Source organism: Providencia sp. PROV114 (assembly GCF_032704305.1).
Classification (GTDB): domain Bacteria; phylum Pseudomonadota; class Gammaproteobacteria; order Enterobacterales; family Enterobacteriaceae; genus Providencia; species Providencia rettgeri.
Genome location: NZ_CP120528.1, coordinates 227,960 through 243,226 on the forward strand (window position 1 = coordinate 227,960; position 15,267 = coordinate 243,226).

Below are 15,267 nucleotides of genomic sequence, written 5' to 3' on the forward strand. Positions count from 1 at the left end.
GCATCTAAAAATACCCTTCATATTTTGTACTGCAAGATATCAAGGGTATCACATCCGACTTAAAAGAGTGCCATTATGAAAAAACAGAGTGTTGCATCCTATATTGCAAAAGTACTTGATAATGCAGGTGTTAAACGTATTTGGGGCGTTACAGGAGACTCGTTAAATGGCTTAACCGACAGCTTACGTCGTCAAGGCGCTATTGAGTGGCTAGGAACTCGTCATGAGGAAGTGGCTGCCTTTGCTGCGGGTTCAGAAGCTCAGCTAACCGGTAATTTAGCCGTATGTGCAGGCTCTTGCGGGCCAGGAAATATGCATCTTATTAATGGGTTGTATGATTGCCACCGTAATCGCGTACCCGTATTGGCGATTGCTGCTCATATCCCATCCAGCGAAATTGGTAGTAATTATTTCCAAGAAACTCACCCAACTGAATTATTCCGTGAATGCAGCCATTACTGTGAAATGGTCTCTAACCCAGAGCAAATTCCACAGGTCCTTGGCATCGCTATGCGTAAAGCAATTTTGAATAAAGGGGTATCAGTGGTCGTAATACCGGGGGATATTGCGCTAAAAGATGCACCAGAATCAGCGAAAGAAACATGGTATCAGCCACAAGCGCCACTTATTATGCCTCAGCGGAGTGAAATTGAAAAACTCGCCGAACTGCTGAATCAATCTAAGAATATCACGTTATTCTGTGGAAATGGCTGCGCAGGCGCTCACGATGAAGTGGTTAAGCTAGCAGAAACACTAAAAGCACCGGTAGTACATGCGTTACGTGGTAAAGAACATATTGAATGGAATAACCCATACAGTGTTGGAATGACAGGCTTGATAGGATTTTCATCGGGTTACCACGCGATGATGAACGCAGATACAGTTGTTTTGTTAGGAACACAATTTCCATACCGTCCTTTCTATCCAAGCGAAGCTAAAATTATTCAGGTTGATATTAATGCAGGTAGTTTGGGTTCTCATTGCCATATAGATATGGGCCTGATTGGTGATATCAAAGCAACATTAGATGCATTACAGCCACATTTAGAGGCTAAACAGGATACAAAACACCTTGATGGCGCTTTAAAACATTATGCAGAGGCTAGAAAAGGGTTAGATGACCTCGCTAAACCGGGTCATGAGGGATTAATACATCCACAGTATCTTGCAACAAAAATTAGTGAATTAGCCGCCGATGACGCGATTTTCACTTGTGACGTGGGAACCCCGACAGTATGGGCAGCCCGTTACTTGAAAATGAACGGTAAGCGCCGCTTAATCGGCTCCTTTAACCATGGGTCAATGGCGAATGCGATGCCACAGGCTATTGGTGCACAAGCCGTTGATAAAAAACGCCAAGTGGTTGCAATGTGTGGCGATGGTGGTTTCAGTATGTTAATGGGAGATTTTATCTCTCTTTCCCAAATGCAATTACCAGTAAAAATCATCATTCATAACAATGGTGTACTTGGTTTTGTGGCCATGGAAATGAAAGTGGCAGGTTTCTTGACAGCGGGAACGGATTTACAGAACCCTAACTTTGCAGCGATTGCGAATGCCGCGGGTATCAAAGGCATTCGTGTTGAAAAAAGTGAAGATCTAGACGGTGCATTAAAAGAAGCTTTTGCCCATGATGGGCCAGTGGTGGTTGATGTCTTGACTGCCAAACAAGAGCTGTCTATGCCGCCAGAAATCGCAGCACAAGAAGCAAAAGGCTTTAGCCTATATATGTTAAAAGCGATTATGAGTGGTCGCGGTGATGAAGTCGTTCAATTAGTGAAAACAAACTGGCTACGTTAAGTCATTATTGTGAATAGCGGGAAAGCCCAATTCAGATGGATTGGGCTTTTTTATTTATCAATATCCTGCGGCTGACTGACTACGCCACAAATGGGCGGCAACCAGTGCGCGCCATGGGGAGAATTGCTCCAACCATTTTTCCGTTTCTTTGGCGGTAGGCTGTTCTGATTTCGCGAGCAATGTTTGTAGATTACGTCTTACCGCTACATCCCCATGTAATGAGCCATCTAAGTAATTGAATCCTCGTAGTAAAGCATAGCTTACAGTCCAAGGGCCAATACCTTTGATTTGTAATAATTGCTCAGTTATTTGATTCGCATTGGAGTGAGTAACCTGCTGTGATAAATCAATTTGTTGATTTTCGATGGCTTCACAAAGGGCTCTGAGGGCGATAATTTTACCGTTTGAAAAGCCCGTTTGTCGCAGGGTTTCGTCATCAACTAACTTGATTTGTGGAGTGTCGGGGAAACACCAAATACCTGAAGTGTGCTGAATTCCCACAGCTTGAATAAAGCGCCGACGAATGGCGATAGCCGCATGAACACTAATTTGTTGGCCTATAATAGCCCAAACTAACGCTTCAAATGCGCTGGCAGATTGATAAATCCTTAATCCTCTTTGCTTTCCAATGAGCTGACCAAGTACTGGAGTTTCAAGGTAGTGTTTTTCGAACTCATCAATATTCTGTTTTAAGCCGAGTACATGCTGTGCCAGCGTTAATAGGTCTGGTTCATTGATAATGATAGATGGGGAGTCAATTGCTAATGAAATCGTTGCGTGTTGCTTTTGAAGCTCCAATGTCATTTTTGTTGCATGTTGTTGCCATATTATGCCCTTGTGTAATGTGTTTTCTTCCACTATTTCCGCGACATTGTGTTGATCTCTCAGATGAAAGGCAAAAAAATCACCATAAAGGTAATTGGTAGGGAGAGTTAGCTGTGCGGTAAATATTTGCATAATGATGGCCTTGTCAGATTTTTCTTTATTCACAATATTATTGTGAATTAGCGCATTTAGTTACTCATTTTTTACAGAGCAGATATGTTATCTTGTACAGAGCTATTTATTTTGTACTGATATTATTTATCCATTTAATAAGGAAGTGTAAATGAAAACTGAGGGTCACAGTTCATCTCATGGCACTTCGGTACCATCATCACAACCAAGGCAAGAATTAACAGGCATTGGTGGATGGCTTATTTTACCCATGTTAGGGATAGTTTTGTCTTTGATTATTTTGCCTTTTTCTATTTATGAGCAAAATGTTCAAGTGATTGAATATTGGATTGAATTAACAGACCCACAATCAAGCTCATTTATTCCATTATTTAAAGAGCTCATCTACTTTGAAGTTTTAGGTAACGTTATTTTATACGCGACCTTGCTTTTTCTAAGTTATGTCTTTTTTACAAAGAAAAAACTCACAATTAAAATTTATATTTTTTTCCAGATCTTTTCGTTAGTTTTGACGGTTACGGATATCATACTCGCAAGTATTTTATTGGATTTAGAAGTTGAATCCTCGGATATCAAAGATATTTTTCGGGCACTAATTGCTTGTGCAATTTGGATACCGTATTTTTTAGTTTCAAGGCGAGTTAAAAATACCTTTGTAAATTAACAAATAAAATTTTGTGATTTTTTATTGGGTAGGTAAATGATGATTAAATGCAAACGAGTTTATGACCCTGTTGACGATAACGATGGCTACCGTGTGCTTATTGATAGACTGTGGCCAAGAGGAATAAAAAAAACAGATTTACAACACGACTCTTGGAATAAAGACGTTGCACCTTCTAATGAACTACGTAAATGGTTTCATCAGAACACAGATCAGTTTGCACAGTTTATCGAACGATATCAGCAGGAACTTAATAACACAACGGCTTGGCAGGCGTTGGTTTCTCAGGCAAAACAAGGTGATTTAACACTGTTATACAGTGCTAAAAATACAGAACATAATCAAGCAATTGTACTCAAAGCATTTCTTGAAGATAAAATGCAAAGTAAAAGTAAATAAAGGTTATCGGAATGGATATTCAGCAATCAACCACACAAACAGAGCCAGCAATAATATCATCGGTGGCTCAACCAGCGGTTAAAAAGCCGTTACACGGGATTAGTGGCTGGTTAATTTTACCAATTATCGGACTGTTTTATATGCTGTACAAAACAGTCATGATGTTATTGCAAGAAATTTCACAAGTTCAAACCGCATGGCCATTGGCAACTCAAGCGGATTCTGATTTTTATATTCCAGGTTTTGCGACAGGTTTCTATCTCTTGCAACTAGGTTATGGTGTTTTGATTGCACTGTTTCTTTGGACATTTATCGCCGCAGTTAAATGGAAAAAACAAGCGAAGTGGCTATTTATCATCACTATGGTGTTATTTACTTTAATGGTATTGGTTGCCCGTTTTGTATTCCCATATATATTTGGATTGGAAATTAATCATTCAAATATTATTACAGCCATAAATGGCAGCTTCTATTGTGTGTTATGGATCCCCTACTTTTTAGTTTCACATCGCGTCAAAAATACGTTTATCCATTAAAGTATCTGGCCACTCCATATTAGTAGTGGCCTAACATACGGTTATTTATCAGAAAGATTTAGAGTGTGGGTTATATTGCAGTTTGCAATAAACGCGTCATCGTGGGAAACCAGTAATAGTGTTCCTTGGTAGTCCTGCAATAGCGCTTCAAGTAGTTGTTTTGAATCTAAGTCTAAATGATTATCGGGCTCGTCGAGTAATAAAATAGCGGGTGGACTCGGGCTATGTGTGAGTGCCAATAGCGTTGCTTTTAGCTGCTCACCACCACTGAGCTGCTGTAGTGGTAACAATGACTTATCTCCTCGTATCCGCAACATGCCTAATTGCGTGCGCCACTGTTCTACAGTAAATACAGGTTGGTATTGATAAAGCGCTTCAGCGACAGGCAATGTTTTATCGAGTAAATTGAGGTGTTGATCTAAATAGTAAAACTCACCGCTTAGGCGGTACTCTCCTGAAGATGATGGCAACAGGCCTGCAAGCACTTTAAGTAGCGTTGATTTACCGCAACCATTAACTCCTTGAATATGCCAGTGCTCTCCACTGTATACAGTGAATGAGAGTGGTGACGAATAACCGTAAAGCAAACGCAAGTCAGAAGCAAAAATTGTGACTTTATTTCCTTCATTTTGATAGTTAATCGTCATTTTTTGCGGCTTGATATGGCGAGCTCTTTCTTGGTTTTCCTGTTGCTGGTTTTGTAGATTATCCATCACTCGTTGGTGCCGCTCTGCGACATTTGATTGCTTTTTCTCCGCACGATTTTTCTGCATATCAAGCAGCAGTAAGGATTGCGACCCACCATAGCGAATTTTTTCACCTTGTTTTTTGCGTTGAGCGGCTTTTTGTAATGTGGCTTGCTGTTGTTTTTTCTCTTGGTGAATGCGTTTTTCTAAGCGTTCACCTTGTGCGTCAATTGCAGCGATTTCCAAGTTTTTTTGGGTATCGTATAACGTATAATTTCCCCCATATTCATGTAAGCCTTTTTCCGTTAACTCAAAAATGGTATCCATTTCTTCTAATAGGGTTCTGTTGTGAGAAATAATGAGACAACCAGCTCGATGCTCAGTAAGCTTTTGATTGAGCCATTGCCGACTTTGTGTATCTAAATGGTTATCTGGTTCATCAAGTAGCAAAAAGTGGTTTTGATGAAGAAATGCACGACAAAGGGCTAGGCGAGTACGTTCCCCCCCACTTAAATGGGCAATGGGGGCTTCCATTGAGATAGCGAGTCCTGATGAATCCAATAAACTTTGCCATTGGGAAGGTAAATGCCATTTATCTTCCGTTAGTTCAAAATCTGCCAAAGAACCATTCCCTGCCTCAATGCGTGAAAATGCGTGATAAAGTTCATTCATGCCTAAGGCATCGACGAGTGTTTCGCCAGTTAGTCGCGTTAATTGCTCGACATAGATAAAGGGAAGGTTCCAATGTACATTCCCTTGCGTAGGGGATAATTGGTCAGCAAGAATACGCATCAAGACAGATTTTCCTTTGCCATTATGACCAATTAGGGCATTTTTTTGGCATGACAGCGTCCCGCTTAACGGAGGAAAAAAGGCGGTTTGGTTAAATTCAATATTGAGCTGTGAAAAGTGACAAGCAATCGTCATATGCACCTCCAAAATAATGAGGACAGACAACGTCGTTGACTTATCAAGAAGCGTCGATGAAAGCGGTTGCCTGCCAGGAACAGAAAAATGAATACCAAAAGGGTATTGGAAAATATTTTCTGGCAGTGCTTAGTTCATCGTGAGGCGTACCTGCGAAGTTGGGTGAGCGATAAATTCGCACACATTATAAACAGGTTAAATTGATTGATGCAACTTATCGTGATTGGGTTTTTTCTGAAAGTCGTGCTAACGATTTAATAATAGAAAAAACCAGTCAATAATAGCGACTGGCTTTTTCCATTAACAACGAGATTTTATAACAACGAGATTTTTACGATTATGCAGAGGTATTCTCTGACAACCATTGAGCAATGCGCTGCTTTTCTTCTTCATTCAGCCACATACCCAATTTAGTGCGACGCCAAATAGCATCATCCAACTCTGTTACCCATTCATGTTTGACTAAGTAACGTAATTCCGCTTCGTAGACATTCGCAGAGAATGCTTCACCGAGGTCGCTGAGTGAATTCGCGCCTTCAAGGATTAATTTACTGTTGCTACCGTAGGTTCTGGCAAAACGTAGCGCTAAGCCTTCAGGAAGCCATTGATAATGTTGACGTAACACGCGTGCATAACCATCACGGTCACAACCTTCGATATCACCACCCGGTAATTGGCCATTTTTGGTCCATGGGCTACCTGCATTTGGATAGTAAGTCGCTAATTTATTCACAGCGGCTTCCGCTAACTTACGATAAGTCGTTAATTTACCACCAAATACAGACAACAATGGCGCTTGGCCTTGTTCATCGTGAATATCCAATGTGTAATCACGAGTAATGGCTTGTGGTGAGTCTGATTCATCGTCGCACAGTGGGCGAACACCTGAATAATCCCAAACAATATCACTCACGGTTAACTGTTTTTTGAAGTGGTCGTTATACACTTTCAGTAAATAGTTAACTTCGTTTTCATCAATTTTGACGTCTTTCGGGTCGCCTTTATATTCTACGTCAGTCGTACCGATGATAGAAAACTCATCCATCCACGGGATAACAAATACAATACGGTTATCTTCATTTTGTAAGATGTACGCTTGTGGTTCATCATGTGCGCGTGGAACGACAATGTGGCTACCTTTGATTAGGCGAATACCATAAGGTGATTTTAATTTCAGTCCATCATCAAAGAACTCTTTTACCCAAGGCCCTGTGGCATTAACCAGCCCTTTCGCTTTCCATGTATGAGTTTCCCCCGTACGTAAGTCTTGAGCTTCAACAACCCATAAGCCGTTTTCACGGTAGGCGCGTGTCACTTTTGTGCGAGTACGAACCTCACCATTCTTACGTACCACTTCTTGAGCGTTTAACACAACTAAACGCGCATCATCAACCCAACAATCGGAATATTCAAAACCTTTCGTTAATTCAGATTTGAGTACAGAGTTTTGGTTGAATTTCAGACCTTTACTGCTTGGCAAGCTGACACGTTTGCCTAAATGGTCATATAAGAATAGGCCAATGCGGATCATCCAAGCTGGACGTAAATGAGGCTGATGAGGTAAGCGGAAGCGCATTGGGAAGGCTATATGTGGTGCTAATCGTAATAGCACTTCACGTTCAGCCAATGCTTCGCTCACTAATCTAAATTCATAATGCTCTAAATAACGTAAGCCACCGTGAATGAGTTTAGAACTCGCAGATGAAGTCGCACTTGCCAAGTCTTGAGCTTCGAGCAGTAATACCGATAATCCACGACCTGCAGCATCTGCTGCAATACCAGCGCCGTTGATCCCGCCGCCGATGACAATCAAGTCTTTAGTTTCCATGCATCCCCCTGAGATGTTCGAAACACTTTCAATAATGTTCGTTTTCGCTCATTTGATTGTAGTCAAAATAGATAGTGATGCCAACTATTATTAATGAAAAAAATAACAACTGCGTGATATTGGTAACAATTTTTTTTCAATACCCACACATAAAATATTGTTATTTACAATGAAAAAAAGAGAGTTTCGCGCGAAAAAGAAAAAAACAATGGCAAGGCGGGGGAGACTAAAATAGGAAAGGAGACTAAGAAGTATGATGGCAGCGGGCGCTACCATCATTAAGATAATTATTTGATTAACAAAGCTCTAATTGAACATTATGTTGCTCAATGACTTTGAGAATGCTGTCAGGTGGCTGTTTATCCGTAAATAAGTAGTCAATCAGGTTCATATTGCCCAAATTAACCATCGCGTTACGACCAAATTTAGAATGGTCGGTGACGAGCATGACACAGCGTGAGTTTTCAATAATCGCGCGTTTGGTACGAACTTCATGGTAATCGAACTCAAGTAATGAGCCATCCATATCAATACCACTGATACCCAAAATACCGTAATCTAACCTAAATTGAGAAATAAAATCGAGGGTCGCTTCACCGACAATACCGCCATCTCTTGAGCGAACTTCACCCCCCGCTAAAATTAGGCGGAAGTCTTCTTTTGGCATCAGTAATGTGGCGACATTAAGGTTATTGGTCACCACGCGTAGGTTTTTGTGATTAACCAATGCGTGAGCAACGGCTTCGGGAGTGGTACCAATATCTATAAACAATGTTGCACCGTCAGGAATTTGGCTCGCAACATGTTGTGCGATACGCGCTTTTTCATCTGACCACATGATTTTACGGTCATTATAAGCCGCATTCACGGAACTTGAAGGCAGTGCTGCACCACCGTGGTGCCGCTGAATTTTATTTTGTTCAGCGAGGTCATTGAGGTCCCGACGGATTGTTTGAGGGCTTACCTCAAAGTGTTCGACGAGTTCTTCAGTACTGACATATCCCTGAAGACGCACAAGCTCAACTATTGCATCATGTCTCTGGGTTTGTTTCACAGCGTTAGCCTCTAATTATTAAAATGTTTTATCTGGAGCTCTGGTGTTTAAAACTGTGCCTATTATCCCATACTCCCATCAATAAGCCGATAATTAACCCTGAAGTATGTGCGGCATTCGCAATATGCATACCTAAAACATCGAAGTAACCGAAAAAAAGCCAGATAATAGAGAATATCATTAACCCACGAGGGACGCTGATGCCACTTTCAGGCCGACGTTCACCCGTTAACCACACATAGCTGACAAGGGCATAGACGACACCAGATAAGCCGCCAAAGTTGTTTTCACTAAACAGCGACTGCCCCCAGTTACTAAACAGTGCAGAGACTAGTAAGATAGTGAATAATTTACCCGTTCCGAGCTTTCGCTCAACTTGCCCAGCCAGAAACCACCATAGCGCAAGGTTGAAACCAATATGTGATAGCGAAAAGTGCACCAATGCAGGGCTAAACCAACGCCAAAGTTCCGTTTGTTGGTCGCCAATAGGCCATGCTAAATAGCGTAGAACTTCTCGGGCATCGGTCATTTCTACCCAAAGATATACAACAATCGACAATAAAATAACAGCGATAGTTAAAGGGCCAGATTGTTCTTTAAGGTAGCCCCAGGTCAGGTAGTTACGATATTGAAACTGGGTATCTGCGCTTCCCGTGTGCCAACTGGCTTCTAGGTAGCGGGGGTGATTTGGATCTTGTAAAAAAATATCTAATTCTTTCTGGGTTTGAGATTGAAATTGCTCATCTTCTAGCCAAAGCTCAAAGACGGCTTGTTCCTGTGATGGCTTTATTATTAAGTGGATATTTTTGCTAGCCATATAGTCAACAAAGGCTTGTGCCATTCTAGGATTAGCAAAAGAGGTGATGTGGATCATGAATGCGTTTTCTCATCTAGAGAGCCGTAACGGCTTGTGGATATTCCCTTAACCATGCTTCAAATCCACCATTGATGCTGTATACAGATTCAAAGCCAATGTTGATCAGATATTGTGCAGCGCCTTGGCTACTGTGCCCATGGTAACACATCACCATAACTGGTTGTTCGTAATCCGTTTGTTCTAGAAATTGGCTTAGTGACTCATTGGTGAGGTGATAGGCCCCATTAGCATGGCCTGCGCGGAAACTTTGTGGGTCTCGTACATCTACCAGTATGGCAGTACCGTCCACCCAATGTTGGTAAGCTTGCTCTGGTGTTAGTGTTTCAAAATGGTCCATAAAATACCAAATACAGTAGGTAACAACCGATAAAAGGTTAAATGAGAGGCACCCGTAAAAAACCAAGTGCCAAATACTCGTGGTATTGATTAGTAGAAAGAGTGCTCGCCACGTTGGTGTTCAGTTAGGTCTTTAACGCCTTTTAGCTCACCTTCAAACATTTTGAGAAGTTCTTTTTCGATACCTTCTTTAAGAGTGACATCAACCATTGAACAACCGTTACAGCCGCCACCAAATTGCAGAATTGCAAAGCCTTCATCGGTGATTTCCATCAGGGAAACACGGCCACCGTGGCTGGCAAGTTGTGGGTTAATTTGTGACTGTAAAACATACTCAACACGTTCAATTAATGGTGCGTCATCAGAGACCTTACGCATTTTGGCGTTTGGTGCTTTTAACGTCAGTTGTGAGCCCAGTTGGTCGGTAACGAAGTCAATCTCGGCATCATCTAAGAATGGCGCGCTAATTTCATCAACATAAGCAGATAATTTCTCGAACTTTAGTTCTTTATCTGTTGCTTCAACGGCACCCGGAGGGCAGTATGACACACCGCACTCTGCGGTTGGTGTGCCTGGGTTGATAACAAAAACACGGATTTGAGTTCCTGGCTCTTGATTTTCCAACAATTTGGCAAAATGAGCCTGTGCTGCTTCAGTAATATTAATCATAATCATTTGCTCAATAATAGTTGACTGCTTTAGTTGGTTATAATACGCCCATTTACCCCTTTCCTACAAGGTGCGACACAGTGACCATGCATCAACAGTATGTACACCCGCACAAATCAACAATTGTGCTGCGGTATTCATGGTGGAACCTGTTGTAATAACATCATCAAGAACAGCAACATGTAGGTTTGAAACCGAGTTGTTTAAGGTAAATGCTCCCTTTAGGTTATTTCGGCGATACTCACGTTTTAGTGTAATCTGTGCCAGTGTAGCACGACTACGTGATAATGAATTTTGCGAATAGGGGATATTTAACCATCTGGATAAATTTTCGCCTATTAATGCCATATGGTCAAATCCTCTCCACCACAGACGGCGGCGATGCAGTGGAATGGTGATGATTAAGTCCGGTTTTTGCCATTTTTGTTGGCGGTAACCCGTGAGCCAAAATAACGCAAAAATTCGTGCTAGAGTAAAAGCAAGTTGAGATTGTTTTTGAAATTTAAAACGATGGATTAACAAGCGTAAAGCGCCTTGGTACGGGGTTACTGTGATAATTCTCTGCCATGCGGGAGGGTTTTTTAGGCAACGTCCGCACTCCATGGTAGGCTGCTCACAGGGTAAAGCGCAGCGTAAACAGCAGGTTGGCATTTTAGGTAGTCCTTTGAGGCAAAAATGACAAACACCCTGATGAGTTAATTTTAGTGATTGGTGACATAGCCAGCAGCCCCCCTCCATTGTTAGCATAGTAGCGTCCCGTTAAAACGAATTGACAAATAAATGAATGAAGAGAGTGTAACGATGGCAAAGTTATATTGGCAGACCGTTGGTGAAGGTAAACAAGATCTTGTGTTGCTGCACGGATGGGGACTGAACGCACAAGTCTGGCAAACAATTATTCCGCGAATCGCTTCGCACTTTCGGGTTCATTTAGTTGACCTGCCAGGTTATGGGCGTAGCCAAGGTTTCCTTCCTATGAATATTCAATCAATGGCAAATATTTTGTGGGAACAAGCGCCTAAAAACGCGATTTGGCTCGGTTGGTCACTTGGTGGGCTAGTTGCAAGTCGTGTTGCGCTTGACCATCCTTATGAAGTCAAAGGGTTAATTACCGTTGCTTCTTCTCCATGCTTTAAAGCAGAAGAAAACGGTTGGGCGGGGATCCGACCGGAAGTTTTATTAGGTTTCGAACAGCAACTTTCGGCTGATTTTCATCGTACCGTTGAGCGTTTTTTAGCATTGCAGACATTAGGGACAGAAAGCGCAAGAAATGATGCTAGAACCTTGAAGTCCGTGGTACTTGAACAACCTATCCCAACGGTTGAAACGTTAAATGCCGGGCTTGAATCATTGCGTACCGAAGATTTGCGCGATGAATTAAAACAGTTACCCATTCCTTTCTTGCGCATTTATGGTTATCTCGATGGCTTGGTACCGCGCAAAATAGTGCCCATTTTAGATGAGCTTTACCCTAATTCCCCATCTGTCATTATGCGCAATAGTGCCCATGCACCCTTTATTTCCCATCCTGATGAGTTTTGCGAATACCTGTTGGATTTTCAAAGTCGTATCGAGGAATAAATAAAAAAATCAGCCTAACTCATGGCTGATTTTTTTATGGTGTGCCTATTATTTGATTTTATACACAAAATGAGCGCAATCAGTGCTTTCTGGGCAGCCTTTACAACTACTGCCCGTTAAACAAGCGTTGATATCGACTTGTTCAATTTTTTCTAAGCTGATGAGTTTCTCAACCATCGCTTGAATTAATGGAACCGGTGTATTTAGCTGCTCACTGAGTAGCGAGATGTCAGCTTGCCCATATAAGGCGATTAAATCTCTTATTTGCAGCAAGCTAGTCATCGTTTTATTCCTTAGTGGCAAGCATCACTTGAACAGCCAGAACATTGCTCTGCAGTTTTGCTTTTGATGTTCAGGGTTACGCGGCTACGCATGCGGCGTAAGAATATGAACAAGGCAAGGTTGAACAGGACAACCGCAGCAATGGTAATCAAACTGCTTTGTGGGTGCTCGCTGAATGTGGCAACTTGGTAAAACAGAGCCGCGAGGCTATAAGCCACATTCAAGCCCCACAGAATGGAGAAACTCATCCAACTTTTATTGGTTTCACGTGCGATAGCACCCATCACCGAAACGCAAGGCACATACAGTAAGACGAAGATTAGGTAGCTATAGGCAGCAATGCCTGAACCAAATTTCGCTGCCATAGTGCCCATTGAACCGGACTCCATCTCTCCATCACCTTTACTGGCTTCGATAGGGTTTGATAGCGCACTTAAGGTAAAAGTTTCTTTTAAGCTGTCCCAAGTTTCAGAAACCGCATCTCCCAGTTCTTCCCATAAATTGAATGATTCTGCATCGAATGGCTCAGAAGTAATGGCTTCAGCGGTATACAGAGTATTTAAAGTCCCCACGACGACTTCTTTAGCCATCGCCCCGGTAATTAACCCCACGGTCGCTTGCCAATTATCTGCATGCACACCAATCGGCTGTAACGCAGGGGTAATGACTTTACTGACAGAAGCGAGTGCAGAGTCATTAATATTATCAACAGGCTTACCAGAGAAAGAGAAACTATTTAATGCACCAATAAAGATACTGGCAACGACGATAACTTTACCCGCTCGTACCACAAAGCCTTTTAGGCGTTGCCATGTTTGAATCAGCAATGTTTTGATGTGCGGTACATGGTAAACCGGAAGCTCCATAATAAACGGAGAGGCCTCGCCACGCATAAGGGTATGTTTTAGTAATAACCCTGTCAAAATGGCGACAACAATCCCTAAAATATAGAGAGAAAAGACCACACTAGCCCCATTTTTGCCAAAGAAAGCGGCAGCAAAAACAGCGAAAATGGCCAGCCTTGCACCACAAGACATAAACGGTGCCATTAGTACCGTAATGAGCCTTTCACGTGGTGCATCTAGCGTGCGTGCACCCATAATTGATGGTACGTTACAGCCAAAGCCGACAATCAACGGTACGAAGGATTTACCTGGTAAACCTAGCGCCTGCATGAGGCGGTCCATCACGAAAGCGGCTCGTGCCATATAACCCGAGTCTTCCAGTATTGAAAGAAACAGGTACATCATCCCGATTTGTGGTACTAACGGTAATACTGTATTAATACCACCGCCGACACCTTGGGCAAGGAAAATAGTGAGCCAATCAGGGAAGCTGAAATAGGCACCAACCCACTGAATACCATGAATAAATATCGCCTCAGAAGCACCTTCAAAGAAAGGCTGCAATGCCCCACCAATGTTAATGGCTAAGACAAACATCAGGTACATCACAAATAAGAAAATAGGTACACCGAGCCAACGGCTCAGAATAAATCTATCCAGTGATTGTGTTAGTCGATTTGGTTCAGCGGCGCTATTGTTAATCGCGGCATGACAAATTGTGGCAATAGATTGATAACGTGCGTCAGCGATGAGTAGTTCAGGCTCTTCGTTTAAGCCTTCTTTCAGTGTTTGGCGTATCGCCAGTAATTGCCCTTCAGATATTTCTGCGCGTTGGCGGCTATAAATATCTCCTTCGAGAATTTGTAATGCTAACCAGCGGCGTTGCTGATGGCTAAATTGTTGTGTTGAAATTTGTTCAGATAACGAATCCACTGCCTGCAATAACTGGGGTGGATATTCCACAAGGGCTTGTTGGCTATTTTGTGGATGTGTATCAATGGCTTTTTTCAGTTTATCGATACCAGTTGCTCGAGTTGAAACCATTGGGATCACAGGGCAACCGAGCTGTTTTTCTAATTCAGTAATATTAATATCAATATGTTGGCTTTGAGCGATATCCAACATATTCAAGGCAACAATACATGGAACGCCTAACTCAACTAATTGTAATGTCAGATAGAGGTTACGCTCTAAATTGGATGCATCGACAACATTAATGAGCATGTCGGCCTCACCACTTAAAATAAAGTAGCAGGCGATTTGTTCGTCGAGAGAGGTTTGTTCAGAAATGGTGGTCAAAGAGTAAGTGCCGGGTAGGTCAACAAGCTCGATTTTATGGTCATCGGTATGGAAGCGACCCACTTTTCGTTCAACAGTGACCCCTGCCCAGTTACCGACCCGCTGCCTTGACCCTGTAAGTTGGTTAAATAGGGTCGTTTTGCCTGCATTGGGGTTACCAATTAAGCCGATAGTTAATCGTTTCATAGTGTTTGCCAATAATAAAAAAGAAATACTTAAACGGTGGTCGCTTCATCTAGATTGAGTAGGGCAAGATCCTTTTTACGCAGCACTAAGCTGACACGGTGAGTTTCTATTTGTACAGGATCACCAAAAGGCGCCAAGCGCACCACTTTAAAGACAGAACCCGGAAGTAAACCGAGTGAGAGTAGTTTTTGTCGGTATGCAGGACTGATTTCTGGAGAGAAACCAAGTATTTTGTAACTGCATTGAGGAAGTATTGCCATAGTGTCTTCCTAATCATTTAATTCATAATGATATCGATGACAATTGTTAAAGATTACAATTGCTCAGGTAATAAGACTACC

Annotated in this window: 16 protein-coding genes; 5 read left to right on the top strand and 11 right to left on the bottom strand. The window is 42.1% G+C overall.

Annotated elements, in window-relative coordinates:
* Positions 1-75 precede the first annotated feature (75 nt).
* The gene (gene poxB, locus P3L37_RS01020; RefSeq protein WP_109912383.1) at positions 76-1,800 is read left to right on the top strand and encodes a ubiquinone-dependent pyruvate dehydrogenase; all 1,725 of its coding nucleotides are present in this window, start codon (positions 76-78) and stop codon (positions 1,798-1,800) included.
* Positions 1,801-1,857: 57 nt separating this feature from the next.
* On the opposite strand, the gene P3L37_RS01025 is transcribed toward poxB, so the two are convergent.
* Positions 1,858-2,757, bottom strand: coding sequence for a DNA-3-methyladenine glycosylase family protein (locus tag P3L37_RS01025; protein ID WP_109912384.1), 900 nt, complete (start codon positions 2,755-2,757; stop codon positions 1,858-1,860).
* A gap of 151 nt (positions 2,758-2,908) precedes the next feature.
* Between P3L37_RS01025 and P3L37_RS01030 the strand changes: the two genes are divergently transcribed.
* The 3 genes from P3L37_RS01030 to P3L37_RS01040 are packed head-to-tail and all read left to right on the top strand — an operon-like array spanning position 2,909 to position 4,356.
* On the top strand, positions 2,909-3,421 hold the full coding sequence (locus tag P3L37_RS01030) for a DUF2569 domain-containing protein (protein ID WP_004266137.1): 513 nt from the start codon (positions 2,909-2,911) through the stop codon (positions 3,419-3,421).
* A 39-nt stretch (positions 3,422-3,460) separates the two neighbouring features.
* Positions 3,461-3,820: a DUF488 domain-containing protein gene (locus P3L37_RS01035; RefSeq protein ID WP_042851696.1), complete on the top strand. Its 360-nt coding sequence runs from the start codon at positions 3,461-3,463 to the stop codon at positions 3,818-3,820.
* Positions 3,821-3,831: 11 nt separating this feature from the next.
* The gene (locus P3L37_RS01040; RefSeq protein ID WP_004266135.1) at positions 3,832-4,356 is read left to right on the top strand and encodes a DUF2569 family protein; all 525 of its coding nucleotides are present in this window, start codon (positions 3,832-3,834) and stop codon (positions 4,354-4,356) included.
* Between the two features lie 41 nt (positions 4,357-4,397).
* Here P3L37_RS01040 and P3L37_RS01045 read toward each other — a convergent pair whose 3' ends face one another.
* The 7 genes from P3L37_RS01045 to P3L37_RS01075 all read right to left on the bottom strand — a co-directional run bounded on the left by P3L37_RS01045 (position 4,398) and on the right by P3L37_RS01075 (position 11,480).
* On the bottom strand, positions 4,398-5,969 hold the full coding sequence (locus tag P3L37_RS01045) for an ATP-binding cassette domain-containing protein (RefSeq protein ID WP_272667472.1): 1,572 nt from the start codon (positions 5,967-5,969) through the stop codon (positions 4,398-4,400).
* A gap of 337 nt (positions 5,970-6,306) precedes the next feature.
* Entirely contained in the window at positions 6,307-7,797 is a 1,491-nt protein-coding gene (glpD, locus tag P3L37_RS01050; protein WP_110731472.1) for a glycerol-3-phosphate dehydrogenase, read from the bottom strand.
* Positions 7,798-8,092: 295 nt separating this feature from the next.
* Positions 8,093-8,851: a DeoR/GlpR family transcriptional regulator gene (locus P3L37_RS01055; RefSeq protein WP_004262881.1), complete on the bottom strand. Its 759-nt coding sequence runs from the start codon at positions 8,849-8,851 to the stop codon at positions 8,093-8,095.
* Between the two features lie 28 nt (positions 8,852-8,879).
* A complete protein-coding gene (gene glpG, locus P3L37_RS01060; RefSeq protein ID WP_004266132.1) occupies positions 8,880-9,725 on the bottom strand; it encodes a rhomboid family intramembrane serine protease GlpG in 846 nt (281 codons plus the stop codon).
* Between the two features lie 16 nt (positions 9,726-9,741).
* On the bottom strand, positions 9,742-10,065 hold the full coding sequence (gene glpE / locus P3L37_RS01065; protein WP_110731471.1) for a thiosulfate sulfurtransferase GlpE: 324 nt from the start codon (positions 10,063-10,065) through the stop codon (positions 9,742-9,744).
* An 89-nt stretch (positions 10,066-10,154) separates the two neighbouring features.
* Positions 10,155-10,733, bottom strand: coding sequence for a Fe-S biogenesis protein NfuA (nfuA, locus tag P3L37_RS01070; protein ID WP_004266130.1), 579 nt, complete (start codon positions 10,731-10,733; stop codon positions 10,155-10,157).
* 63 nt (positions 10,734-10,796) lie between these two features.
* Positions 10,797-11,480, bottom strand: a complete 684-nt coding sequence (locus P3L37_RS01075) for a hypothetical protein (RefSeq protein ID WP_042851463.1) — start codon at positions 11,478-11,480, stop codon at positions 10,797-10,799.
* 54 nt (positions 11,481-11,534) lie between these two features.
* On the opposite strand from P3L37_RS01075, the gene bioH reads away from it, so the two are divergent.
* Entirely contained in the window at positions 11,535-12,314 is a 780-nt protein-coding gene (bioH, locus tag P3L37_RS01080) for a pimeloyl-ACP methyl ester esterase BioH (protein WP_004266128.1), read from the top strand.
* Positions 12,315-12,362: 48 nt separating this feature from the next.
* Here the strand turns inward: bioH and P3L37_RS01085 are convergent, their stop codons facing one another.
* From P3L37_RS01085 to feoA, 3 genes are read right to left on the bottom strand one after another with little or no spacing between them, the layout of a single operon-like run.
* Positions 12,363-12,596, bottom strand: a complete 234-nt coding sequence (locus tag P3L37_RS01085; protein ID WP_004266127.1) for a FeoC-like transcriptional regulator — start codon at positions 12,594-12,596, stop codon at positions 12,363-12,365.
* A gap of 11 nt (positions 12,597-12,607) precedes the next feature.
* Positions 12,608-14,926, bottom strand: a complete 2,319-nt coding sequence (gene feoB / locus P3L37_RS01090; protein WP_110731470.1) for a Fe(2+) transporter permease subunit FeoB — start codon at positions 14,924-14,926, stop codon at positions 12,608-12,610.
* A gap of 29 nt (positions 14,927-14,955) precedes the next feature.
* Positions 14,956-15,186: a ferrous iron transporter A gene (gene feoA, locus P3L37_RS01095; protein ID WP_004266125.1), complete on the bottom strand. Its 231-nt coding sequence runs from the start codon at positions 15,184-15,186 to the stop codon at positions 14,956-14,958.
* Positions 15,187-15,267: the final 81 nt, after the last annotated feature.